Genomic DNA, 21,506 nt, shown 5'->3' with positions numbered 1-21,506 from the left:
GTGTAGCAGTCCTTAACAGATTTACGGAATTAGGTCGCCCACTTACCCAAGTTACGCCTTAAATTTGGCTCAATTAGGGGCGCTTTGCATTTCAAATCTTTGTGCAACAAAGCCATTGATAATTAGAAGCTTCTGACATTATTTGAGGTATGACAATGATTTAATTAACAAAAAATTGATTAAAATTTTGGAAAAGTAATTTCGTAAAATCTAAAAATTCACAAAAAATAAATTTTATAGATTGTTGAGTTGAAATGGAGACAAACGAATACAATGTGATTCATTTTTAAATCTTTTAAGTTTATAAATCATTAGGTAAGCCTATTTTAATGCTCAATCTTCCCATCCAGTCGCGACTTGGCGGATTCTATTTCTTTTATTACGCCATTGTAGGCGCATTCATGCCATTCTGGAGTTTGTATCTTGAAGATCAAGGTTTCAGTTATTCAGAGATCGGGATTCTATCTTCAATTGCCATTGTCACTCGCTTTTTTGCACCCCTCATTTGGGGCTGGATTGCTGACAAATCTGGCAAACGCATGCTGCTGGTGCGCATTGCTACTTGGATGGAAGCCTGTATCTGGTTTATGATTTTTATCGTTCCAAACAGCTTTCAGTCTGTGGCATTGCTGATGCTAATTTTTAGCTTTTTCCAAAATGCGATTCTGGCGCAATTTGAAGGTGTGACGCTTTTCTGGCTCGGAGAAAAACGTGCCGAGCTATATGGCAAAGTGCGTAAATGGGGATCGGTGGGTTTTATTGTTGGTGTTTTTGCTGTTGGAGCAATATTTGAAATTATCCCGGTCAGTATGCTGCCAGTATTATTACTGTGTATTTCATTTCTTGCTTTTATCTGGTCCTTTAGCATTAAGGAACCTTCGACGGCGCCATCTGCACAAAAACAGCTTGAACCGTTATGGCCAATCTTGAAACGGCCAGTGGTTTACAGCTTTTTCATCATTGAGCTGATTATGCTTTTTTCCCATGCGCCATTTTATAGCTTCTATAGCAATTTTCTCAGTCAGCATGGATATAGTACCAGTCAGATTGGACTACTGTGGTCGGTTGGGGTGATTGCGGAAATTATCATGTTTGCTTATGCGACTTTATTTTTTAATCGCTGGTCGTGGCGAACACTGGTAATAATCTGTTTGTTGCTGACAGGATTGCGTTGGCTGATTGTAGGTCTGCTGCCTTCGCTATTTATAGTGCAGTTTATGGCACAAAGTATTCATGCTTTTAGTTTTGGCCTGTTTCATATGATTGCGATGCGGGTGATTTTCCAGAATTTCTCGGCAGGACAGCAGGGACGAGGTCAAGCACTCTATAGCACCATGTGGGGGATTGGCGTCGCTAGTGGCAGTATTCTTGCTGGTCAGTACTGGGATCAATTTGGCGGTGCGACTATCTTTATATATGCCGCTGTGGCTACGCTAATGGGTTTACTATTTTTATCTGGTTTACCCAATCAGGTGGAACCCACAAAGTCCACCTGAAATAATGATTCTTGAATTATTAGATCTGAATATCTTTATAACGATCGAACCATGGTTGCGCTTCTTCTAGTTGCGCAGCCAGTTGTAATAACAGATCTTCACGAGCAAACGGCGCGATAAATTGAGATCCTAATGGTAGATTCTGCTCGTTCCAGTATAGTGGTACTGACATGGCGGGTAGGCCAGTGATATTGGATAACTGGGTAAATGGCACCCATTTCAGGTTTTCCTTGACGATCTGATCAATCAGTTTACCCTGCGCCAATAGATGTGCCTTTCCCATACCCAGTAATGCTTTCATAATCGGTTTTTGCCAAGCGGGTGTTTTTACTTCACCATTGCGTGGTGCCACCGACGCCGTTGCTGGTGTCAGGTATAAATCATAGCGTTCAAAGAAATGATTCATCTGGGAAACATAGACACCCCAGTTGTTCAGGTTCTGGATATATTCAATCGCCGTGGTTTTGGCACCAAAAGCACATAACACCAGAGAATCTAGCTCAAAATCAGTTGATTTAGACGGATATTGCCTACGGATTTCCTCAAGCATATAAGAGAACTGACTGAACCAGGTGGTAATAAAATCCTTAGCCAATTGCATCCCGTCAATCGCTGGATGATCTTCAATTACCTCATGTCCTAATGATTCCAAAAGTTTCACTGTCTGGTCAATGGCCTGAACTGCATCTTTGGAGATTTTGGTGCCAATAGGAGATTTGGTATTGAATGCAATTTTCAGTTTTTTCGGTGGTTGCTGAATAATCTCCAGATAATGCGTATGTGGTCGTTCGATCTTGAACATGGAATGATGATCTTCACCATGCGTAGCATCCAGCATCGCAGCGCTGTCACGAACGGTTTTGGTCAGAACGTGCTGAATCGCTGCACCATGCATGGCTTCACTCATTTGTGGCCCCCAAGGTGTACGTCCCCGGCTTGGTTTCAAACCAAACAGACCGCAATAAGAAGCAGGAATTCGAATCGAACCACCGCCATCACCCGCACCCGCAATCGGCACGATCCCCCCGGCAACAGCAGAAGCAGAACCACCTGATGAACCGCCACTGTTATGGGCTAAGTTCCAAGGGTTTTTACAGCTACCCCAGGCATCTGGCTCGGTAATGCCTTTGATTCCAAATTCAGGTGTATTGGTGCGGCCAAAAGTTACAATGCCGGACTTTTCCCAGCGATTCACAATTTCCGCATTGGTATCCGGAATATAGCCAATACGTTTAAAACCAGTACAGCCATAAGAAGTCGGATAACCGGCATACTCCTGAAACAGATCTTTAACCAAGAAGGGCACACCTGCAAAAGGACCTGATAAATTTGCCTCAGTACGTTTTAAGGCATAATCATGCATCGGGATCACGATGGCATTTAATTCAGGATTGACCTGATTACTGCGTTCTAAAGCAATATTCAGTAACTCTGAAGCATGGATTTCTTTTTTTGCGACCAGCTCGGCCAGTCCCAGACCATCATAGCTAAGATATTCCTGATAATTCATGACATTCCCTGTTTGAATAAATAAAAGTTAAAAATTTTAAGATGCAAGTACGACTTGATTACGACCCATATGCTTGGCCTGATAAAGCGCCTGATCTGCAATATTGATCAGATCCTGCAGTTCGGTCTGCTGTGGTGCTTCCTGATGGGTAATACCCAAACTTACCGTGATATGCACCGATTTGCCATGTTCCAGATAAATTGGTGTTTGCTGTACCAGCTCACGGATACGTTCAGCCACCCAATGCGCTTCATCGTGCTCTATATCCCACATTAAGACGACAAACTCTTCACCACCAATCCGGGCAAACAGATCGCAGCTACGCAGATTGGTACGCACCAATTCAGAGAATTGCTGTAAAACTGCATCACCAACATGATGGCCGTATTGATCATTTAAGCGTTTAAAGTAATCAATATCCAGCATAATAAGAGAGAACGACAATTTTCTAGACTGTTTCAGTAAACTTTCACCTTCTTTAAAGAAGTAATGGCGGTTCATGGTACGGGTTAAACTGTCATAATTGGCGAGATAAAGCACATGTTTATACAGCTCATTCCGGTTTTGGCTGATAATGCACAGAATCAGTGGTGCCAGTGCCAGCATAAACAGGCCGATGCGTAAGGACACAAAAGTCGTAGAATCTGCCAGGGTTTGATCAGCCAGATAGATCTGTGTCAGGCTGCTATAAGTGGTGATCAGAACCAGTGTATTAATAATCGAGATTGTAAAAATACGATAAGTGAGTGCTGCCCAGATTAAGGCGGCCAGAGGATAGATTAATGCGCCAGGCCCGGCAAAAATATGAGTTAAGACCACACAGACCGCGACAGTGATCATCGGAAAAAAATAACTGAAAGAATAAGATTTTTTCCTGCGATTTTTCGCAAAATAACGAATTTGCTTGGCCGTAGGGAATGCCAGTACCAAAGGCAGGATGATAATATAGTTAACCATTTCCCCAGTCCACCACAGGAAAAAGTCAATTTTCATGTTTTCCGGAGTGATAAAGGAACCGGGGATATTCACCAGAGTAATCACTGCAAATGCTGCGCTGGCAAGACATCCTGCGAAGGCACAGATACCGAACAGATGAATAAAGGTAAACCCGCTGTTGTAGTACTTATAATTAATTTTGAAATAGCGAATACAGAATAGGGAAACGATAGTGCTTAACAGATTTGAAAGTGTCAGAAAAAAGCTTTGTAGAAAAAAGTCACCTGTGAGCAGGTCTGCAAACATATAAGCACTGAACGCACCTAGCCAGCCACCTTTATTGTTGAGCTGTGGAAAGCGTAAAAAGAAGGCGAGTAGGGCTGCATTGGCTGGCCATAAAAATGCTAAATAGCCGGTTGGTCGCGTTGCAATGCCAATAAAGCTACAGATAAGAATTAACAGCGCAATAATGAGATATGCAGAGCTATCCGGATCCAGTTGTTTTTCTTTAAAATCAGCAAATCGCAAAATGAAGCTACCTTAGTATATTTACAATGAAAAATCACATGCTGTTTTTTTAGTTAAATAAGCTTTGAGATCTTTCTTTTTGTTTTTGATTGTTTGTAATTTAATCAATACTTAAAATCGCATAAGTACAAAATATAAACAAAATAATGTGGAAAAGAAATGGCTATTATGTATCTAGCTGATATTTTTATTTAAGTAGATGAAATGATTTTTCGCCATACTCCCCACTGTCAAAAATATGCTAAGTTAGGGACAATCCAAGGAATACTATTTTTAATATGAAAAAAACATGTCTAAGCCTTATGCTGCTTACCTTAACCACCTGGGCGATGGCTGCAGATATAAATAAAAATACCCAAACAGCAGCACAAGCTTCAGCTGTTGCCAATACCTTCCGTATCGTAACACGTCCTGAAATCATGGGCTTATGGGGAATGGAAATCCCGACTAACCGCAAGTGTGTTGAATATTATAATTTTAAAAGTGATAACAATGTGATTATTAAAAGTGGTGATGAATGGTCATCAGGCATCTATGACTATCAGTTGCCGCAAGATACCACCGCTCAGGTTCCGGCCTTAATTCTTCAGGTGAAATATGACAATAACCAGAAAGACTGTTCTGGCAATCAAGAAGATCAGTCCGGTGAAGTCTCACAGTATTTTGTGAAATGGCAGAATCCACATACGATTAATTTCTGTGCCACTGAAAAGGCAGAGCAGTGTTTTGCAACTTTAAGACGTATTCTTCCTTAGGGTCGTATTACAGACAATAAAAAACCGCTGAATGATCAGCGGTTTTTTTTAAGGATACTGAAAGAGGATTAAGCCTTTTCTTCAGCACCTTCAAGTTGTTTAAGCAGATGTTTTTCGAGATAGTGAATATCCATTGCCTGCTCACAGAAGTTCACATCCTGAAGGATCAGATCTTTATGCAGCGGGATATTGGTCTTGATGCCAGTCAGAATCATTTCATCAAGTGCCTGCTTCATACGGGCAATGGCTGTTTCACGATCTTTACCATGTGCAATCAGCTTGGCAATCATTGAGTCATAATATGGTGGAATGCTATAACCTGGGTAGATATGCGAATCTAAACGGATACCTGCGCCACCTGGGGTGTAAAATGTCTCAATCATGCCCGGAGACGGCATAAAGGTAGATGGATCTTCCGCATTAATACGGCATTCGATCGCATGACCTTTAACAACGACATCTTCTTGCTGAATATCCAGACCCAGACCGGCTGCGACACGAAGCTGTTGTTCAATGATGTCAACACCAGTTACCATTTCAGTGACAGGATGTTCTACCTGAACACGGGTATTCATTTCAATAAAGAAGAATTCGCCGTCTTCAAACAGGAATTCAAATGTACCCGCACCGCGGTATTGCATTAACTTACATGCATTCACGCAAGCTTCCAGAATGTCAGCACGTGCCTGTTCAGGCAGATTTGGTGCAGGAGCTTCTTCTAGTACTTTCTGGTGACGGCGCTGTAAAGAACAGTCACGGTCATACAAATGGATCGCATGGCCATTACCATCGCCCAAGATCTGTACTTCAACATGACGTGGCTTTTGCAGGAAGCGTTCCATATAAACCGTATCATCGCCGAACCACATTTCTGCATCACGTTGTGCCGCTTGTACAGACTCAAGCAGGGTATCCACGCGTTCAACGATACGCATACCACGTCCGCCACCACCCGCAGCAGCTTTTACGATCAGCGGGAAGCCGATTTCTTTGGCTTCAGCAAGGGCATTGTGGATGGTTACTGCATGGTCACAGCCTGGTACTGTTGGTACGCCGGCTTTTTTCATGGCAATAATGGCAGAAACCTTATTACCCATCAGGCGAATGTGTTCAGGACGTGGGCCAATAAAGATAAAGCCAGAACTTTCAACAATTTCAGCAAATTCAGCATTTTCAGACAGAAAGCCATAACCTGGGTGGATCGCATCCGCACCGGTAATCTCAGCTGCTGTGATAATTGCTGGAATATTTAGGTAACTGTCACTGCTTGCGCCAGGGCCGATACATACTGCTTCATCGCAGAAACGCAGATGCATCAAGTCCTTGTCAGCATCTGAATAGACACCGACAGTTTTAATTCCTAAAGTTTTGCAAGCTCGGGTGATGCGCAGGGCAATCTCACCACGGTTTGCAATTAAAACTTTTTGCAACATTATTATGAATCCCCGAGGTGATTAAGCGCGGTAACGGAAAAGTGGCTGACCGAACTGAATCACTTCACCATTTTTCACCAGAATTTCTTCAATCACACCGCTCTGAGTTGCTTCAATCGGGTTCATGATTTTCATGGCTTCAATAATACCAAGTGTTTCACCAGCAGAAACAGTTTGACCCACTTTCACAAATGGTGCTTCGCCTGGACTTGGTGCTGCATAGAACACACCAACCATCGGAGATTTTTCCACAGCACCACGTGGGGATTTCGCAGCAGGTACATCAGCTGCAGGTGCAGGCATTGCAGGAACAGCTGCTGCAACCACTGGATTGCGACGAGTCAGGGCAATGGATTGATCTCCTTCCTTAACTTCGATCGCCTGTAAGTCAGACTCAATCATCAGGTCGATGAGTTTCTTGATTTTACGGATATCCATGAGACAGTATTCCTAATTAAGATTGCTTAGAAGATTGAATTTTTTCAATGATGTAATCGAGGGCAGCGACATAGCCTTTTGCACCCAGACCACAGATCACGCCGATCGCCTTATCGGACAGATATGAATGATGTCGAAATGCCTCACGTGCATGAACGTTAGACAAATGGACTTCAACAAATGGAATGGCAACGCCAAGAAGTGCATCACGCACTGCAACAGAGGTATGCGTTAAAGCTGCAGGATTAATAATGATGTATTGCACGCCGTCTTGTTGTGCTTGATGAATTCGGTCGACAATGGCACCTTCCCAGTTGCTTTGGAAAGAGTCTAATTCTAAAGTGGCATTTTTAGCCTGAGCGCTGAGCTGCTGATTGATGTCATCAAGAGTCAAGTGACCATATACTTCTGGTTCACGCTTTCCCAGCAAATTAAGATTCGGTCCATGAATGACCAAAATGGTCGAACTCATTCAGCTTGCTCCAATTCAAAAGTTTCAAAAGAAGTTTGCAAGATGTCAGCAAACTTCCTTCATTATGGCATGAAATTCTACATTTTATAAAAATTTTGTCTGAATTGGTGTAGAAATTGCCTGCCTGATAGTGGGCTATATAATGAGAACTTTGCAAGGAATTGGCAATGTTAAAAAATGACATTTATGGGAGTTATGTCGGATTTTTACATTGTAAGCCTAATTGGCTAAAACAGTTAATAATGTTTATGTAACATTGCCGACAGATAATAAAGAAGTCAACTATTTTTGATCAGATCCTACTAGATGTTTGCAGTATTTAAGGTTTAAAGCTTATTCATCTTAAATTTTAGTGAAAAAAAGTCTGTTTAAAAAGTGCCCATGACTGGTTTTTATATAATAATTCTAATTATATGAGATTTTATTAAGTAAGTTATTGAATTTAATTTGTTTTAAATAAAAAATATCTCAATTAGCTATTATTTTAAGATCCCTTAGAGTTGTGAGTATGCATAGAAAAAGAGTCAACTCCTGAGCTTAACAGTGGAATCAGGTAGTGAGTTAAACTTACTGATTCGCCCTATTTTTAATTCCTGTATCGCAAAATAGTGAGATTGACTGAAATGTTCATAGAATTGTATTCAATGCTGAATATTCAGCCAAAAGATAAAGCATTTAAATTGGCAAAAGGTCGTCTACTAAGTCAATGAATGGTCGTAGGGGGTAACTCAACGACACTCACCCTCTTCAATGAGGCTTTTCGTAGAAACTTTATCGAATAATATAGTTTATAAATAGTCTAGACATGTTCGAGAAAGGTGTGAATTTTATATAATGCAGCTATCTAAAACAAAATAGTCAAATATCATGACTCCAGCTTGCAAACTTTTAAAAGCCAGTAAAATCGAATATAGCATTCACGAATATGAACATGATGCCAATGCTAAAAGCTTTGGTTTAGAAGCAGCAGAGAAACTGGGCCTAGCTGTTGAAGAGGTTTTTAAAACGCTATTAGTCACGGATGAAAAGCAATATTTTGTGGCAGTATTACCTGTTCATCATCAGCTTAATCTTAAAAAAGTAGCTGCTACATTCGGTTGTAAAAAATTGCAGATGGCAGATCCTAAACAGGCAGAACGATTAACCGGATATCTGGTGGGTGGAATCAGCCCAGTGGGACAAAAGAAACGCCTGAAAACTGTGATTGATGTATCAGCAGAAAGGCTGAATAAAATTTATGTCAGTGGTGGCAAGCGTGGTTTGGACATTGGTCTAAACCCAGCAGATTTAGCCAAGGTTTTAAATGCACCTTTTATTGATATAGTTGATGAATAATTTAATGTATTAAAAAGACATTAATTAGTATTTTAATTAAACCCGGAGTGCAAAATTCGGGTTTTCTTTTGGTCGGAAAGCGCTACACATTTTTTTTGCATTTGTATATTGTTTTAATGCAAAGGTAACCATGAGTTACTTACAACAATAAGAAATTAAAAGAAAAATAAATTGGAGCATTGCTCATGAAGATCGTTATTTGGCTTAACGCTGTTTGTCTATTTTTGTCACTTGGGGAATCACTTCTGCACGGTTTTAACCGGGAGGTGGCATATGAATGAAAAAGGCGTTTACCTGCTTAGTACTGTGGCTCTATTTTTAATCTTATGGTTGATTGGTTATCAGGTCCATAATGAAATCCATCGGGAAGAATTGGGATTGAACCGCACCAGCAGTTTAGCATTTTATGGGATGAATACCCATACGCCGTTTCTAGACCGTCAGGCAGAAAGTTTGAATCAGGCTGTACAGCGTCAGGGAGTGGTGCGGAATCAATCTCAGCCTTTGAACCAACAGCGCGCTCAGTTTGTTTCAGATTTTGCCAGTATGCTATTTGCAATGCAGGATGGACATAAGCCTGAATATTTGCAGCTGAGAATATTTCTAAACAGGCAACAAACATTATTGGAAAATAAGGCGCTTAAACAGGAGGAGGCACTCGCCAATATTAATTTGCTACAGACATTCTTGCCTGAGTACCAACATGAACTGACACGAGCATCGGCAAAATTGAAAACGCGTTATTCTTATTATGAAACACATATAATTTCTGATGAGATGAGTTTAAGCACGGTATGATCTAGAGGCGAACAATATCAGTGTGATGTATTAAAGTGGTTCTTCAGAATTAAGCTGAGAGATGAAGGTCTGCATGATTGTAAACTTTATACTCTAGCTACAGGATATAAAAATCATCTCATGCAAGTTAAGTAAACTGTATCGTTTTTAAACTTGCATGAGTAGTAATTATATATCTGCTTAAAGGCAATTCGCCGGTTTAGGAATGCCTGCCAAACGACTAAGGTGGCGTGCCACCAAGCCTGTATTAAATTTTTCTTGAAGTACAGCATTGTTGATTTCAGGCCCTACAGTTTTCATCAGGAATTTGATGAGAGGACGTGTCGCTGGAGAATGACCAAACTGTTGATAAAACTGACGTACAGCCTGTAAGATTTCAAAATGCCAAGGGGTCAGTTTTAACTCTAAGCTCTCGGCAAGCACCTGTGCGACGTCTTCATTCCAGATGGTATAGTCCACTAAATGACCATCTTGGTCTAACTCTAAATTCATGATAGATCCGTATGTGTTACTTCATAGAAATACAGCGACTAAAGCCCAAGCATAGTTCTGCAAATTCGGTATAATTAATAATTTTCAAATTTTTTACTTCTGGTTGAGGCAATAACTCAGCCTCATTTTCCAGAATATAAATCTCTTTCAGCTGCTGAATAAATGGATGCTCAACTGACAAGGCTGCATCGCCCATCAGAATTACCTGATCATTTTCGCTATAGAGTTGGGACAGTTGTTCGATAATCTGTGCTGTAGCCGCATGGCTGGCTTGAATCATATAAAGAGTTTTATCAGACATGGTGAGCAACCTTACCAGTACAATACATGGTTAAAGCCTTGCATAAAGGCTGGGTTTAATTCGACAAATTCAATTTCTTGCTCTGTATTTTGTATAAAAGGCGAGTTTTGATTTTTACTTTCCACCAGAATTGGGGTCAGATCATAAAATTCAAAACTGTCGACCATGTTGGAAGCAATTTTGAACGCATGTTTAAGCTGTTCAAATTGCAGATCTGAACGTAATAGGCTTAAAGCTGCACCTTGTAATAAGACTTTCACGTCTGAACCAAAGGTCGCAAGTACCATGGTCGCAGAAAGACTTTCATGAACCTGCAAGGAATTCAGATTCGATTGAGTTAATATAACGAGTACAGATTTCACACAATATACCTTTTAAAAGCAACATATCCCAAAAAATAGACCGATTAGAATTGAAGCAGACGATGTGCAGACTGAACAGCATCAGCGAGTTCGCCCAATCCGACCAATTCAAACTGATCTGCAAGATTATGCTGTTGAATATTGTGACGTTGAGCATTCTCCTGATCTGTGATACCACGCGCTAACGCCGCACTTACACATACGGGCAGACGTAGTTGCAAGGACTGCCACTCACGGGTCAGGTGACGCTGGTCATCCGGTACCCATTGCAGAGCATTAGCAACAGACACACCGTCCTGGTAAAAGAAAACCCGAAAGTCTTCCTGTTTTTGCTTTAATGCTTTGGCAAGTCCCAAGGCATGCCAGGCATGTATCGACGTCGGGGCGGAGGTAATAAGAATTAAGGTGCTCATGAAATTCACTACAGGCTTGATCAACTAAGCAGTTGATCTGGGCTACATAATAAAAAGGTAGTATACAATGATTTTAGTGACCGGTGGTTTAGGCTTTATAGGCTCTCATATTGCTTTAAGTCTGCTCGCACAAGGGCAACAGGTCATTGTGGTCGATAATCTGGCCAATGCCAGCCTACAGACGCTAGAACGTCTTGAGTTCATTTCCGGCATGTATGTGCCTTTTGTTAAAATTGATATCCGTAATACGCCTGCTTTAAACAAAGTCTTTGAACAGAATTCCATTGACGCCGTGGTACATACTGCAAGCTTTAAATCATTAGAAGAATCGGTACTAAAACCGCTGGAATATTACAATGATAATGTCAGTTGTATTATGAGTCTCTTACGTGCCATGCAACGGACGGGTGTTCGTAATCTTGTGCATTTGTCCAGCCTTGCTGTTTATGGGCAATCCAGTCCTGATCTGACTGAAGAAACACCATTTAATTTCAGTTATCCAAACCCTTATATCAAGTCTCAACAGATGGTAGAAGAAATTATCCGTGATACTGCACGTACTGATAATGAATGGAAAATTGCGATCCTCAGACTATGCAATATTTCGGGTGCCTTTGAACATGGGGTACTGGGTGAAGTGGTACCGCCGCTACCAAAAAATATCGTGCCTTTGGCCATGCAGGTTGGAGCCTTACAGCGGGAAAGTATTGAACTGCGAAAACAGGCCAATACTGAAGATAAAACTGTAGAACGCAGTTTTTTGCATGTATTAGATTGTTGTGATGCAGTCATTAAGAGTCTGCAATGGCTCAGTACACAAAGTTTTGCCTGTGAAGCCTTTGATATAGCGGGCGAATTGATTTCGATTCAGAAATTGCTCGATGAAATTGGTGAAGTGACGCAAATCAATATCAAGACGGAAGAGGCGCTATATTACACTAATCCGGAAGTAGATCAGGTTGGCTCTAAGGCGGAAAAGGCCAGGAACACTTTAAACTGGCAGCCTCAGCGTTCGATTCGGCAAATGCTTGAAGACGAGTGGCGTTTTTATCAGAACACATTACGTGGGCAATAATACCGATTAACGCTATCCCAATTATTGATAATAATTATCATTTACATGCTGTTCTATTTTGCCTAAGATGGAACAAGGAAATATTAAAACTTTATAAAGAGGTTAAATATGCAAACACGTATTGAACATGACACCATGGGTGAAGTTGCTGTACCCAGTGAAGCACTGTGGGGAGCACAAACTCAGCGTAGTTTGCAGAACTTTAAAATTGGTAATGAACGTCTGCCACGGCCCATGATTCGTGCCATGGGTCTGGTTAAAAAGGCGGCAGCCTTGACGAATGCCGAATTAAATCAGATTCCGCATGAACTTTCAGGTTATATTGTTTCAGCAGCAGAAGAAGTGATTGCAGGACAATGGGATAGTCAATTCCCGTTAGTGGTGTGGCAGACAGGTTCTGGTACGCAGAGCAATATGAACTGTAATGAAGTGATTGCCAATATCGCTAACCAGAATCTGGGAAATCCTTTAGGTTCTCAAAAACCGGTTCATCCGAATGATCATGTTAATCGTGCTCAATCAACGAATGACTCATTCCCAACAGCAATTCATGTCGCTGCAAGTCTGCAAATCAATGAATTACTGATTCCAGCAGTAAAAAAACTGCGTGATACCTTGCATGCCAAATCTCAGGAATTCTCAGACATCGTCAAAATTGGCCGTACTCACTTACAGGATGCTACGCCGTTGACACTAGGTCAGGAATTTAGTGGTTATGTATCTCAGCTAGATCACGGTTTATTGCGTCTGGAACAGGCACTGCATGGTTTATATGAATTGCCTTTAGGGGGCACAGCAGTAGGTACAGGCTTGAATGCCCATCCTGACTATGCAGTAAAAGCAGCGCAAACTCTGGCAAAACTGACTGGACTGCCATTTGTCACTGCACCAAACAAATTTGAAGCTTTGGCAGGTCGTGATGCGGCAGTCTTTGCTTCCGGTGCATTAAAAACTTTAGCAGTGAGTCTGAATAAAATCGCCAATGATATTCGCTGGTTAGCCAGTGGGCCACGTTGCGGCTTTGGGGAACTCCGTATTCCTGAAAATGAACCAGGCTCAAGCATCATGCCGGGTAAGGTCAATCCTACTCAAAGCGAAGCGATGACCATGGTTGTGGCGCAAGTGCTTGGAAATGACACCACCATTAATGTGGCAGGTGCATCTGGAAATTTCGAGCTGAATGTATTTATGCCTGTAATCGCGTATAACTTGTTGCAATCCATTCAGCTGCTCGGTGATGCCTGTAATAGTTTTAATGATCACTGCGCCGTCGGTATTGAGCCGAACCGTGACAAGATTGAGCACTTCTTACATGATTCATTAATGCTGGTTACTGCATTGAACCCAGTGATTGGTTATGAGAATGCAGCCAAAGTTGCCAAGACTGCTTATAAAGAAGGTAAAACTCTAAAACAGGTTGCGGTAGAACTTGGTTTAGTCACAGCTGAACAGTTTGATGAAGTCGTCCGTCCTGAGAAAATGGTTTCAGCGAATGCGAAATAAAGCTTGTAACGCTTTTATTTTCAATCTTTAAGCCTGTTTTATCATGGAATAGTCAGCAGTGGTTTTTATCTCAGGCAGAGTTGCGTACAATAGCACTAGATGAGATTAACCACTGATGATTGTTTTATGCTTGATATTTATTTAACAGATGTTCAAAGAAAGGTGCAATTCAAGGATTATCCAGGTGAGCATCCTGTTAAATTTATTCTGAATTTTAAAAAGATTTTTCCAAGTATTATGGAACTTCTTTTACCTGTACTTCCCGATAATGAAAATCTGGATGAAATGTCATGGGAATCAACGACCAATGATTTTGAAACTTTCCAGATGTTTTTAGCTGGTTGGGGGATTATTGAACTGCGTTTAAATGCGATTACTCAGTTCAAAGATAAAGCCTTTGCAGATCAGCTTGTTAAACAGGCACAGCAGAAGCGTAAGGAATATCAAAAAAAGCATATGAAGCTCACGACTGTAGAGCTGGATTATCTATTTATGCATGATATCCATGCTCTGATTGATGCTGAGCTGGTTGATCTGGGCGAGAAGTTTTATCTGCCAGTACTACGTGAACTGTGGAAAAATAAAGTCTCTGCTCAAGTGCTTAATGCCAAATTTTAAGTAAATTTAAACTGATTAATTTAATATCATCCTCCATATTTGGGGGATGAATTTTAATAGGCTCCAAAAAACTATTTGATTAGTTCAATTTCCATAAATAGCCTAAGCAAATCTTTCTATTTTTTACTTAGAAAATTCTGCTGCATCATTGAACATGATGACTTATTTTAAAACAGAAATTGGTTCATAAAAGAGCATTTATTTTATCGTTTGATAAAAAATAAATTAATAAGCCATTCTTTATCATAAGAATTTATAAAGATATTACTTGAATAATATAGCTATTCTAAGCATATTTTCTTAAGCTATAAGTACTAATGAGTAGATGAATTATAGAATTCTTATTTATTAGATTTCCTTCATAAAAATAAGTGAAGGTTCCAGTTTTTCCGAAGATATATCAAAGGATTTTTAATAATGTCGAATCAGTTTTTAGATTTAATTACAAAACGCCGTACGATCTACGCGATTGGCAAGAATGTCACACAATCTCCTGAATTCTTAACTGATTTGATTCAAAATGCTATTAAACAAAGTCCCTCATCATTTAACTCACAATCTTCCCGTGCCGTGATCCTGTTTAATGGTGAACATGAGAAATTCTGGAGCTTTGTCGCAGAAAAATTAAAAAGTTATGCCAAAGATGAAGAAAGTGCTGCAAAAACCTCAGCGAAAATGGGAACTTTTGTTGCAGGCTTAGGTACGGTTTTATTTTTTGAAGACCTAGATGTCGTGAAAAGCCTACAAGATCAGTTCCCATCTTATGCAGATAACTTCCCGATCTGGGCAGAACATTCTACTGCGATCGCTCAGTTTGCGACCTGGACAGCATTGCATACTGAAGGCTTGGGTGCATCTCTACAGCATTACAACCCGATCGTAGATGAAAAAGTTCATGCAGAGTGGGACATTCCAGCAAACTGGCAACTGAGAGCACAACTGGTATTTGGTTCAGTTGAAGGTGAGGCGCGTGCCAAAGACTTTATGGCGGATCAAGACCGTTTCAAAGTATTCAAATAATTTGAAAAACCGGCATCTGTCTAAATTCTTATAGGCAGATGCCATGCAATAGGCGATAAAAGCATATTCCGAATAATAAAAATTAGGCTACACTTAGGGCGCATTAAATCTAAGAGAAATGGCGCTATGTCAAAGAACACCCAAAAACTTTCACCGCTTCAAGAGCTTATTGCTGAACAGAAATTGTTATGCGAAGAAGTCGGTTCTGCCTATGTAGAGGTGAGTGGGGATGACGTTATTGCCGTGGCAGTCCATACCCTGAATCAGGACCCAATTGTTGGCATTCGCAAGGCAGTAGATACAGCAACAAAAGTGAGCTGGTATATCTATGGTGGTGAACAAGTATCCAGCGATGCTGACTTTGAAATTATGACTGTACGTGAATTACAGGATATTGTCCCAGAAGTGCTTCCTTATCTGGCGCTGGATCAAGGCTTTCGTTTCATGATCGATGCTGATGATTATGAAGATGTATGGAAAGAAGGTCAGGAATGAACCGCTTAGCTTTTGCTATCTTGCTGGGACTCAACGGTGTACTCATCACGAATTACGCCGTAGCCGAGACGATGACCCAGGAGCAATTTGATCAGTATATTGCTGAGCAAACACGCGTGGTCAATGACAGCAAAGCCATTCTGGATGAACCGCATACAGCATCAGACAAGCCGAGTATCAGCACCGAACGTCAGGTATTATGTGATCGCATTCAGGCTTATCAGAATATCTTGAAAGCTTCTCAGGAAAATAGTCAGTTGAATATGGCTTCCATGATGGCGATGGTGGCGCAAAATTATCTGGATCGTCAAAACCAGAGCATGAATAGCTCTGGCATGACTACAAGTGTTTTTTGTAAGAGCAGGGCAGAACAGCCTGTTGAAGAAGATAAAGCAAAGCCTTTGATTTAGGTTAATTTTCTGATATTTAATTTATTAAAACTACATAAAAATAAGATTAATGCGAATTTTCCCGGGTAAATACCAAGAAAAATGAAGTATTGATTAAAATTATTAAACATTAATAGCGACAGGTGAGATAGCATAAATTTCTCATTCTGTATCATCAAAAAATAGCCTAAGCAATTTTATCTGGTAAAAGGGAAGAGATAGTTTTAAATCCATTGATGTCTTACTGAAAAATTAAGACTATATTTCCGAAATTAGCCTTCAATCATATTCATTTATAGCTCGTACTCATTCAGCTTAATTTATTAAGCCTATTTACTGATGATTTATCCAAATCTTGAGGTTTCAAACGCTACCGTCAAAATTTTTTAAAATATATTTGACAAATAGCCTAAGCAAATCTCTTTATACCGAGTAAATAGCCTAAGCAAAATTTATAATTTTAAGAATTAGCAATTGATTAATTTTCAATAAAATTCCAATATCAACAACTAAACTACGAAATCACGGAACTCTCAAATGATCCTCAACTACCAAATTACCACTCATGATGACTCAACACTTGTACCAATGGTCTTCATTCATGGTTTATTCGGCAGCTTGAGTAATTTAGGAATGCTGGCGCGACATTTTGCAAGTCAACGTACAGTCATTCAGTTAGATCTGCGCAATCACGGTTTATCAGGACATACGGATCAACATGATTACCATCTCATGTCAGAAGATGTACTTGAAACTCTGGATAGTCTCAATATCACAAAATTTGTTGTGGTGGGGCATTCTATGGGGGGGAAAGTTGCCATGAAACTGGCTGATATTGCACGAGGTCGGGTAGAGCAGCTTGTGGTTCTTGATATCACCCCAATCCAATATCATGAAAATCATCATGCAAAAATTTTTGAAGCTTTATTAGCTGTAGAACGTGCCAACGTGAATTCACGATCGGATGCGACAAAAATCATGTATGAATATTTACAAGAAGAAATGGTGATTCAGTTCCTGCTAAAATCCTTTAATAAAGGACAATGGCTGTTTAATGTGCAGACGCTATATAAGCATTATCAGGATATTCTATATTGGGAAGATCTGACACCAGTTGATATACCAGCACTTTTCTTAAGAGGTGGTAACTCATTTTATATTTCCAAACCAGAACAGTTCGCTGTGATTGAACGTCAATTTACGCATGCCAATGTTGAACTCATTGAAGGTGCAGGTCATTGGTTACATGGTGAGAAGCCGGCACAAGTTTTGGAACATATGCAAGCCTTTCTGGATGAAAACCAATAAAATCTGTTAGAGCTTGAAGGTCAGTATGCAGCTGCTTGTAGCTGACCTTCATTAATCAGCTGAGCCGCCATTTCAGCCGTTTTTTTCAGACCCGGCATACGATATTCAGTATGACCATAATCTTTGATTGATTTCCAGCGACCGCCCCAAGTGAGTCCGACGGATTCGGCCACTTGGCCATAGAGTTCATAACCACGCATCGCCCATGGATCTCGCTCGCTGATCAAGACTTTGCCATTCCGTTTAAAGGCAATATCCGCGGCCAGACCAAACTGATGATAACTTTGATAGCCTTTGGCGCGTGTGGTATTTGGATTCGCAGAGAGTGAATTTTGGCGTTCTGGACTACGATAACCTTCTAATAAAACCAGTTCATAGCCATGCTGTTCACGCATAATTTTAAATACCATCAACAAACGCTGTTTATAACGTGGATTAATTTTGTCCCATTTCCGGTTGGCTGTATTGAGATCGTTATGATGATGAGTGTCAGGCAGATGCACATCTCCAGCAGGATTAGGTAAAGGGTTAATCACTTGCGCTGAAACGACGTTGGCATAGTAATTTGCTTCTTCCTGCAAGGCTGTTTCAATCAGATGTTCATCTACTTCTGGAGGAGGTGCGAGCACCTGACCATCCAGTAAGCTATAGATTTGCGGATCAACTTCACGTAAATAATTTGCTTCAAAAGTACTGGCAGTAATGGGACGGGTTAAGCTAAAAATGATGCTGCTGCTGAATAACGCCAATGCGGCTAATAAAATCCACCATTGCTGAATATGCCAATGTGACTGGATTTTCTCTGACGAAGCTGCCTGATTAAATTCCCAAGCCACCTGTTTGGCTGCCAAAATACGATTCTTGCCATACGGTAAAATTTGCGTGAATAAACTTATCAACCGGATTCTGAATTCATAAGAAACCAGCACCAACATGCCGATGCTAAGTAAAATAAAACTGGATAATATGAGGTAGATCATGCTGCTTATGACTGTGCGACTTCAGGACGTTCTTGTGCAGTCGTCACAGGCGACTGTTCCTGAGTAGACGTACTTGCTGTTTTTAGCTCAACAGTTTTTTCTAATTGTTTTGGTTTTGTGGGTTGAGTAACAAGCCTTACATTTACAGGATTTTTTTCAGATTGTTGGATTTCTTTAGATGGTGCAACAGAAGATGGAATAGTTTGTGGTTGGGATTTAAGCGGTTTAATTTTACCATTGGCCTGAGGTAAAGGCTTTTGCGCTTGAACACCAAATGCAGATTCAAAAGGTGAACCAGGATTTTCGGTTTTAGTTGTACTTTCTGGCTTTGCCACCTTAAACATATTGTCAATATTTTGATCAAAACCATCTTCCGGATTAGGGATATTTTCCTGATCCGACGGCGCACCGGCTGTTTGGATAAGCTGCTCACTATCTAACGTATGGCTTGAGTCTGCGCCTTGATCGCTTTCTACTGTTAATTGTGCAGCAGTAATGTCTTTATGATCCTGATAATAATGATAACCGAGCAAAGCTGAACCTACTGATAACACCCCAAGTATAAATCCGCTCAAGAAGTAAAATTGAGGAGAATAAGACAGAGCCTTTACAGGCTGTAAGATAGGAATATGTTTATTATTTTTGTATGCCATAGTCGGTGCAATATTTATGGTAAATGGATGGTGATATAAGCCTGTTCTGCAGGAACACTAATCACATTTTGATATTGGGCAAATGCTGCATGGCGGTCTTTAGACAATACATAGTGCAAACCCACAAAGCTTGCCAGCGCAAACAGCAGCCAGAAAATCAAAATCCAGAAAAATGGTAATTCGCGGTGAATGATATGTTTAATCTGATCCGGAATGGCCGAAAAAGGAGAAAAGGCTTTTTTCCCTTTGAGATAATCAATCTCATCGCCGACCCGACTAATCAGACTATTCAGCTGACTCATCGATTCAATCCGGTATTTTCCATGAAAGCCTAACAATAAACAGTAATGATAGACTTCAAGAACGGCGAGGCGTTCTTTGTCTTTATTGCGGATTTCTTCCATGTATTCAAAGAAACGATAACCTGCCAGTTGTGATCCAAACAGACTTAGTTGGAGTGGACTCATCATCCAGAAATTTTGCAGATCAAAAAAATGCGGAGCTTGCTGGGTCACGATGGTTTCATCGAGTAATGCGCAATAGGCATATTTTGCATCATGAATATCTTTAGCAGAAAATTGCAGTTTTCTCGCCTGAGTCTCAAAACGTGATAGCATATCCAGTACTTTCTGGCGGAAGGATTCCAAATCGGAAGGTACATACTGATTACGAATCAGAAATACCACATAGAATCCATCATGTAACAGATCGACTAGACTGGCAGTCGCTGAGTGTGGATGTGTATCTGTATTTGTTATAGCTGTAAAACCGGTGCCAATTTGTCCGTCGTCAAATAGTGAAGGGGCATTATTTAGACTATTCATTATTTTTATCCATTTACTACAGCAATCAGCTCAATTGAAATGTCCTGGAACCCACTCGGGATATAGACACAAATGGTCTCGGACTCAATCATGTGCTGATACAGTTCATTATTCGGTTCTATCTCAAAATAGCTCACACCTGAACGTACCGGAATCGCGGTCGGCACCTGAATCAGATGCTGAACTGGCACTGCGGGTAAAGCGGCAATGACCCGCTGTTCAACATCAACCGTACTGCCTACTTTGAAGCGTATCGGTACATAGGTAATCAGGTCATGGCTTGGCATTACACTACTGGATACCGCGAGATACAAACGGGTATCCCGGGAAATTTTGTCTGTTTCAAGACTCCCCACCCAATAAGATGGGCGGGTTTCTTTCAGGGTAATACTGATATAGCGGTTTGAAATAATCGTATCCAGCAGCTCACGTAAAATGACATCCAGCTGGCCAAAACTGTCCTGTAAATGATGATGCTGATATTGCGGTAACTGGTCGACAGCATACGTGGTTGAAAAAGTCAGTAATGATCCAATCAGACGCAATAATTCGGAATAGAGACGTTCTGGATGAATGCGTGGATATTGCAGGATGTGATTTAGAGTGGCATGGGCAGTATTGAGTGCATTCACCAACCAGAAAGACACAATATCGCCAGAACGGAATTCAATCAGTTTTTGTTCATTTTCACGGTTGTTGTTCTGAATAGTTTTTATTTTGGCGCGAATAATATTCAAAGTCCGCTTCAGATTATTCAGTAGATTTTCTGAGGCTTCGATATGCAGAATCGGTGGAATAAATTTATGATCCAGCACAAAATGCCCTGAGCTTTGGCGTTTCATTGTTGCAATCGGCATATAAAAATAACCATCGAGGGCCTGTTCAGGTTCCTGGCTGATTTCAAAAATCTTGAATTCCGCACGACGGCGTAACAGGGTAATTTCAGCTGTAGCGGCATTGGTAAATAGATCATGAGTCGAGCTTAAATGGGAATGATAACGGCTGGACTGTGAACTATCTTCATGATTAAGATTTTGTTTACTTGCCTGAACCATCGGTAAAGCAAGATAAATAGCCATTTCTGTACGCAGATTCAGGCTTTCTAGTTGCACGGGCTCAGGTAATAGATCCTGTGAAGGTGCACGATAAATTTCCCCATCTTGCCAGACCATTTCAATCCGGCTGAGTGCCATGATATTCATGCTGAATTGGGCTTCATCAAATTCAATCACTTGAATTCCATAGGCAAAAGGAAAGGTTGCCTGAATCATCTGGTTCAGACGTTGTTCATGATAGGCATCTTGTAACTGAAAATGCTGAGGTCGTAAAAATAAACCTTCCCCCCAAAGAACTTTTTCTGCTTTAAACATTC

General features: G+C 40.7%; 24 protein-coding genes. 11 read left to right on the top strand and 13 right to left on the bottom strand.

Annotated features, from left to right (window positions below):
* Positions 1-329 precede the first annotated feature (329 nt).
* Complete coding sequence (locus ACTJIX_RS11435; protein ID WP_034433981.1) at positions 330-1,496, top strand: MFS transporter; 1,167 nt, start codon at positions 330-332, stop codon at positions 1,494-1,496.
* A 19-nt stretch (positions 1,497-1,515) separates the two neighbouring features.
* Here ACTJIX_RS11435 and ACTJIX_RS11430 read toward each other — a convergent pair whose 3' ends face one another.
* Both ACTJIX_RS11430 and ACTJIX_RS11425 read right to left on the bottom strand, forming a co-directional pair.
* A complete protein-coding gene (locus tag ACTJIX_RS11430; RefSeq protein ID WP_005221861.1) occupies positions 1,516-3,006 on the bottom strand; it encodes an amidase in 1,491 nt (496 codons plus the stop codon).
* Positions 3,007-3,042: 36 nt separating this feature from the next.
* On the bottom strand, positions 3,043-4,470 hold the full coding sequence (locus ACTJIX_RS11425; RefSeq protein ID WP_004894573.1) for a sensor domain-containing diguanylate cyclase: 1,428 nt from the start codon (positions 4,468-4,470) through the stop codon (positions 3,043-3,045).
* Positions 4,471-4,799: 329 nt separating this feature from the next.
* Between ACTJIX_RS11425 and ACTJIX_RS11420 the strand changes: the two genes are divergently transcribed.
* Positions 4,800-5,225: a hypothetical protein gene (locus tag ACTJIX_RS11420; protein WP_171056660.1), complete on the top strand. Its 426-nt coding sequence runs from the start codon at positions 4,800-4,802 to the stop codon at positions 5,223-5,225.
* A 68-nt stretch (positions 5,226-5,293) separates the two neighbouring features.
* On the opposite strand, the gene accC is transcribed toward ACTJIX_RS11420, so the two are convergent.
* The 3 genes from accC to aroQ are packed head-to-tail and all read right to left on the bottom strand — an operon-like array spanning position 5,294 to position 7,568.
* Entirely contained in the window at positions 5,294-6,658 is a 1,365-nt protein-coding gene (gene accC / locus ACTJIX_RS11415; protein WP_262478362.1) for an acetyl-CoA carboxylase biotin carboxylase subunit, read from the bottom strand.
* Positions 6,659-6,679: 21 nt separating this feature from the next.
* Complete coding sequence (gene accB / locus ACTJIX_RS11410) at positions 6,680-7,096, bottom strand: acetyl-CoA carboxylase biotin carboxyl carrier protein (protein WP_004809213.1); 417 nt, start codon at positions 7,094-7,096, stop codon at positions 6,680-6,682.
* A gap of 16 nt (positions 7,097-7,112) precedes the next feature.
* The gene (gene aroQ / locus ACTJIX_RS11405) at positions 7,113-7,568 is read right to left on the bottom strand and encodes a type II 3-dehydroquinate dehydratase (protein ID WP_005221864.1); all 456 of its coding nucleotides are present in this window, start codon (positions 7,566-7,568) and stop codon (positions 7,113-7,115) included.
* Between the two features lie 867 nt (positions 7,569-8,435).
* On the opposite strand from aroQ, the gene ybaK reads away from it, so the two are divergent.
* Positions 8,436-8,903: a Cys-tRNA(Pro) deacylase gene (ybaK, locus tag ACTJIX_RS11400; RefSeq protein ID WP_262478361.1), complete on the top strand. Its 468-nt coding sequence runs from the start codon at positions 8,436-8,438 to the stop codon at positions 8,901-8,903.
* Between the two features lie 273 nt (positions 8,904-9,176).
* The gene (locus ACTJIX_RS11395; protein ID WP_004894583.1) at positions 9,177-9,701 is read left to right on the top strand and encodes a hypothetical protein; all 525 of its coding nucleotides are present in this window, start codon (positions 9,177-9,179) and stop codon (positions 9,699-9,701) included.
* 180 nt (positions 9,702-9,881) lie between these two features.
* Here the strand turns inward: ACTJIX_RS11395 and ACTJIX_RS11390 are convergent, their stop codons facing one another.
* From ACTJIX_RS11390 to tusD, 4 genes are read right to left on the bottom strand one after another with little or no spacing between them, the layout of a single operon-like run.
* The gene (locus ACTJIX_RS11390; protein WP_004894586.1) at positions 9,882-10,193 is read right to left on the bottom strand and encodes a TusE/DsrC/DsvC family sulfur relay protein; all 312 of its coding nucleotides are present in this window, start codon (positions 10,191-10,193) and stop codon (positions 9,882-9,884) included.
* A gap of 16 nt (positions 10,194-10,209) precedes the next feature.
* Complete coding sequence (locus ACTJIX_RS11385; protein ID WP_004894589.1) at positions 10,210-10,494, bottom strand: hypothetical protein; 285 nt, start codon at positions 10,492-10,494, stop codon at positions 10,210-10,212.
* A gap of 11 nt (positions 10,495-10,505) precedes the next feature.
* On the bottom strand, positions 10,506-10,856 hold the full coding sequence (locus tag ACTJIX_RS11380; protein WP_004894591.1) for a hypothetical protein: 351 nt from the start codon (positions 10,854-10,856) through the stop codon (positions 10,506-10,508).
* A gap of 44 nt (positions 10,857-10,900) precedes the next feature.
* Positions 10,901-11,269 carry a sulfurtransferase complex subunit TusD gene (gene tusD / locus ACTJIX_RS11375; RefSeq protein WP_004894594.1) on the bottom strand — a complete coding sequence of 123 codons (369 nt, stop codon included), beginning with the start codon at positions 11,267-11,269 and terminating at the stop codon, positions 10,901-10,903.
* Positions 11,270-11,336: 67 nt separating this feature from the next.
* On the opposite strand from tusD, the gene ACTJIX_RS11370 reads away from it, so the two are divergent.
* The 7 genes from ACTJIX_RS11370 (at position 11,337) to ACTJIX_RS11340 (ending at position 17,677) form a co-directional block, all read left to right on the top strand.
* Complete coding sequence (locus ACTJIX_RS11370) at positions 11,337-12,344, top strand: SDR family NAD(P)-dependent oxidoreductase (protein WP_005222004.1); 1,008 nt, start codon at positions 11,337-11,339, stop codon at positions 12,342-12,344.
* 108 nt (positions 12,345-12,452) lie between these two features.
* Complete coding sequence (gene fumC, locus ACTJIX_RS11365; protein WP_005222011.1) at positions 12,453-13,847, top strand: class II fumarate hydratase; 1,395 nt, start codon at positions 12,453-12,455, stop codon at positions 13,845-13,847.
* Positions 13,848-13,973: 126 nt separating this feature from the next.
* Positions 13,974-14,465 carry a hypothetical protein gene (locus tag ACTJIX_RS11360; RefSeq protein WP_005222012.1) on the top strand — a complete coding sequence of 164 codons (492 nt, stop codon included), beginning with the start codon at positions 13,974-13,976 and terminating at the stop codon, positions 14,463-14,465.
* 417 nt (positions 14,466-14,882) lie between these two features.
* The gene (locus tag ACTJIX_RS11355) at positions 14,883-15,485 is read left to right on the top strand and encodes a nitroreductase family protein (protein WP_005222013.1); all 603 of its coding nucleotides are present in this window, start codon (positions 14,883-14,885) and stop codon (positions 15,483-15,485) included.
* A 126-nt stretch (positions 15,486-15,611) separates the two neighbouring features.
* Positions 15,612-15,980, top strand: coding sequence for an immunity protein Imm33 domain-containing protein (locus tag ACTJIX_RS11350; protein WP_005222014.1), 369 nt, complete (start codon positions 15,612-15,614; stop codon positions 15,978-15,980).
* A complete protein-coding gene (locus tag ACTJIX_RS11345; RefSeq protein WP_005222015.1) occupies positions 15,977-16,390 on the top strand; it encodes a hypothetical protein in 414 nt (137 codons plus the stop codon). The genes ACTJIX_RS11350 and ACTJIX_RS11345 overlap by 4 nt, the downstream gene beginning before the upstream one ends.
* A gap of 516 nt (positions 16,391-16,906) precedes the next feature.
* Entirely contained in the window at positions 16,907-17,677 is a 771-nt protein-coding gene (locus ACTJIX_RS11340; protein WP_005222016.1) for an alpha/beta fold hydrolase, read from the top strand.
* Between the two features lie 20 nt (positions 17,678-17,697).
* On the opposite strand, the gene ACTJIX_RS11335 is transcribed toward ACTJIX_RS11340, so the two are convergent.
* The 4 genes from ACTJIX_RS11335 to tssK form a co-directional block, all read right to left on the bottom strand.
* On the bottom strand, positions 17,698-18,657 hold the full coding sequence (locus ACTJIX_RS11335; RefSeq protein ID WP_034434000.1) for a M15 family metallopeptidase: 960 nt from the start codon (positions 18,655-18,657) through the stop codon (positions 17,698-17,700).
* Positions 18,658-18,662: 5 nt separating this feature from the next.
* Positions 18,663-19,211, bottom strand: a complete 549-nt coding sequence (locus tag ACTJIX_RS11330; RefSeq protein WP_440611471.1) for a hypothetical protein — start codon at positions 19,209-19,211, stop codon at positions 18,663-18,665.
* A 113-nt stretch (positions 19,212-19,324) separates the two neighbouring features.
* Positions 19,325-20,134 carry a type IVB secretion system protein IcmH/DotU gene (gene icmH, locus ACTJIX_RS11325; RefSeq protein ID WP_004894615.1) on the bottom strand — a complete coding sequence of 270 codons (810 nt, stop codon included), beginning with the start codon at positions 20,132-20,134 and terminating at the stop codon, positions 19,325-19,327.
* 5 nt (positions 20,135-20,139) lie between these two features.
* Positions 20,140-21,504, bottom strand: coding sequence for a type VI secretion system baseplate subunit TssK (gene tssK, locus ACTJIX_RS11320; protein ID WP_440611470.1), 1,365 nt, complete (start codon positions 21,502-21,504; stop codon positions 20,140-20,142).
* Between the last annotated feature and the right edge of the window lie 2 nt (positions 21,505-21,506).

The sequence above is a fragment of the Acinetobacter sp. 22323 genome (assembly GCF_052044895.1).
Classification (GTDB): domain Bacteria; phylum Pseudomonadota; class Gammaproteobacteria; order Pseudomonadales; family Moraxellaceae; genus Acinetobacter; species Acinetobacter schindleri.
This window is presented reverse-complemented; position numbering and strand designations above follow the sequence as displayed.

What these genes read in the sequence shown, in the direction of transcription:
- ACTJIX_RS11435 (WP_034433981.1), top strand. Translation starts at nt 330, where the DNA reads ATGCTCAATCTTCCCATCCAGTCGCGACTTGGCGGATTCTATTTCTTT.
- ACTJIX_RS11430 (WP_005221861.1), bottom strand. Translation starts at nt 3,006, where the DNA reads ATGAATTATCAGGAATATCTTAGCTATGATGGTCTGGGACTGGCCGAG.
- ACTJIX_RS11420 (WP_171056660.1), top strand. Translation starts at nt 4,800, where the DNA reads ATGGCTGCAGATATAAATAAAAATACCCAAACAGCAGCACAAGCTTCA.
- accC (WP_262478362.1), bottom strand. Translation starts at nt 6,658, where the DNA reads ATGTTGCAAAAAGTTTTAATTGCAAACCGTGGTGAGATTGCCCTGCGC.
- accB (WP_004809213.1), bottom strand. Translation starts at nt 7,096, where the DNA reads ATGGATATCCGTAAAATCAAGAAACTCATCGACCTGATGATTGAGTCT.
- aroQ (WP_005221864.1), bottom strand. Translation starts at nt 7,568, where the DNA reads ATGAGTTCGACCATTTTGGTCATTCATGGACCGAATCTTAATTTGCTG.
- ybaK (WP_262478361.1), top strand. Translation starts at nt 8,436, where the DNA reads ATGACTCCAGCTTGCAAACTTTTAAAAGCCAGTAAAATCGAATATAGC.
- ACTJIX_RS11395 (WP_004894583.1), top strand. Translation starts at nt 9,177, where the DNA reads ATGAATGAAAAAGGCGTTTACCTGCTTAGTACTGTGGCTCTATTTTTA.
- ACTJIX_RS11390 (WP_004894586.1), bottom strand. Translation starts at nt 10,193, where the DNA reads ATGAATTTAGAGTTAGACCAAGATGGTCATTTAGTGGACTATACCATC.
- ACTJIX_RS11385 (WP_004894589.1), bottom strand. Translation starts at nt 10,494, where the DNA reads ATGTCTGATAAAACTCTTTATATGATTCAAGCCAGCCATGCGGCTACA.
- tusD (WP_004894594.1), bottom strand. Translation starts at nt 11,269, where the DNA reads ATGAGCACCTTAATTCTTATTACCTCCGCCCCGACGTCGATACATGCC.
- ACTJIX_RS11370 (WP_005222004.1), top strand. Translation starts at nt 11,337, where the DNA reads ATGATTTTAGTGACCGGTGGTTTAGGCTTTATAGGCTCTCATATTGCT.
- fumC (WP_005222011.1), top strand. Translation starts at nt 12,453, where the DNA reads ATGCAAACACGTATTGAACATGACACCATGGGTGAAGTTGCTGTACCC.
- ACTJIX_RS11360 (WP_005222012.1), top strand. Translation starts at nt 13,974, where the DNA reads ATGCTTGATATTTATTTAACAGATGTTCAAAGAAAGGTGCAATTCAAG.
- ACTJIX_RS11355 (WP_005222013.1), top strand. Translation starts at nt 14,883, where the DNA reads ATGTCGAATCAGTTTTTAGATTTAATTACAAAACGCCGTACGATCTAC.
- ACTJIX_RS11350 (WP_005222014.1), top strand. Translation starts at nt 15,612, where the DNA reads ATGTCAAAGAACACCCAAAAACTTTCACCGCTTCAAGAGCTTATTGCT.
- ACTJIX_RS11345 (WP_005222015.1), top strand. Translation starts at nt 15,977, where the DNA reads ATGAACCGCTTAGCTTTTGCTATCTTGCTGGGACTCAACGGTGTACTC.
- ACTJIX_RS11340 (WP_005222016.1), top strand. Translation starts at nt 16,907, where the DNA reads ATGATCCTCAACTACCAAATTACCACTCATGATGACTCAACACTTGTA.
- ACTJIX_RS11335 (WP_034434000.1), bottom strand. Translation starts at nt 18,657, where the DNA reads ATGATCTACCTCATATTATCCAGTTTTATTTTACTTAGCATCGGCATG.
- icmH (WP_004894615.1), bottom strand. Translation starts at nt 20,134, where the DNA reads ATGAATAGTCTAAATAATGCCCCTTCACTATTTGACGACGGACAAATT.
- tssK (WP_440611470.1), bottom strand. Translation starts at nt 21,504, where the DNA reads ATGTTTAAAGCAGAAAAAGTTCTTTGGGGGGAAGGTTTATTTTTACGA.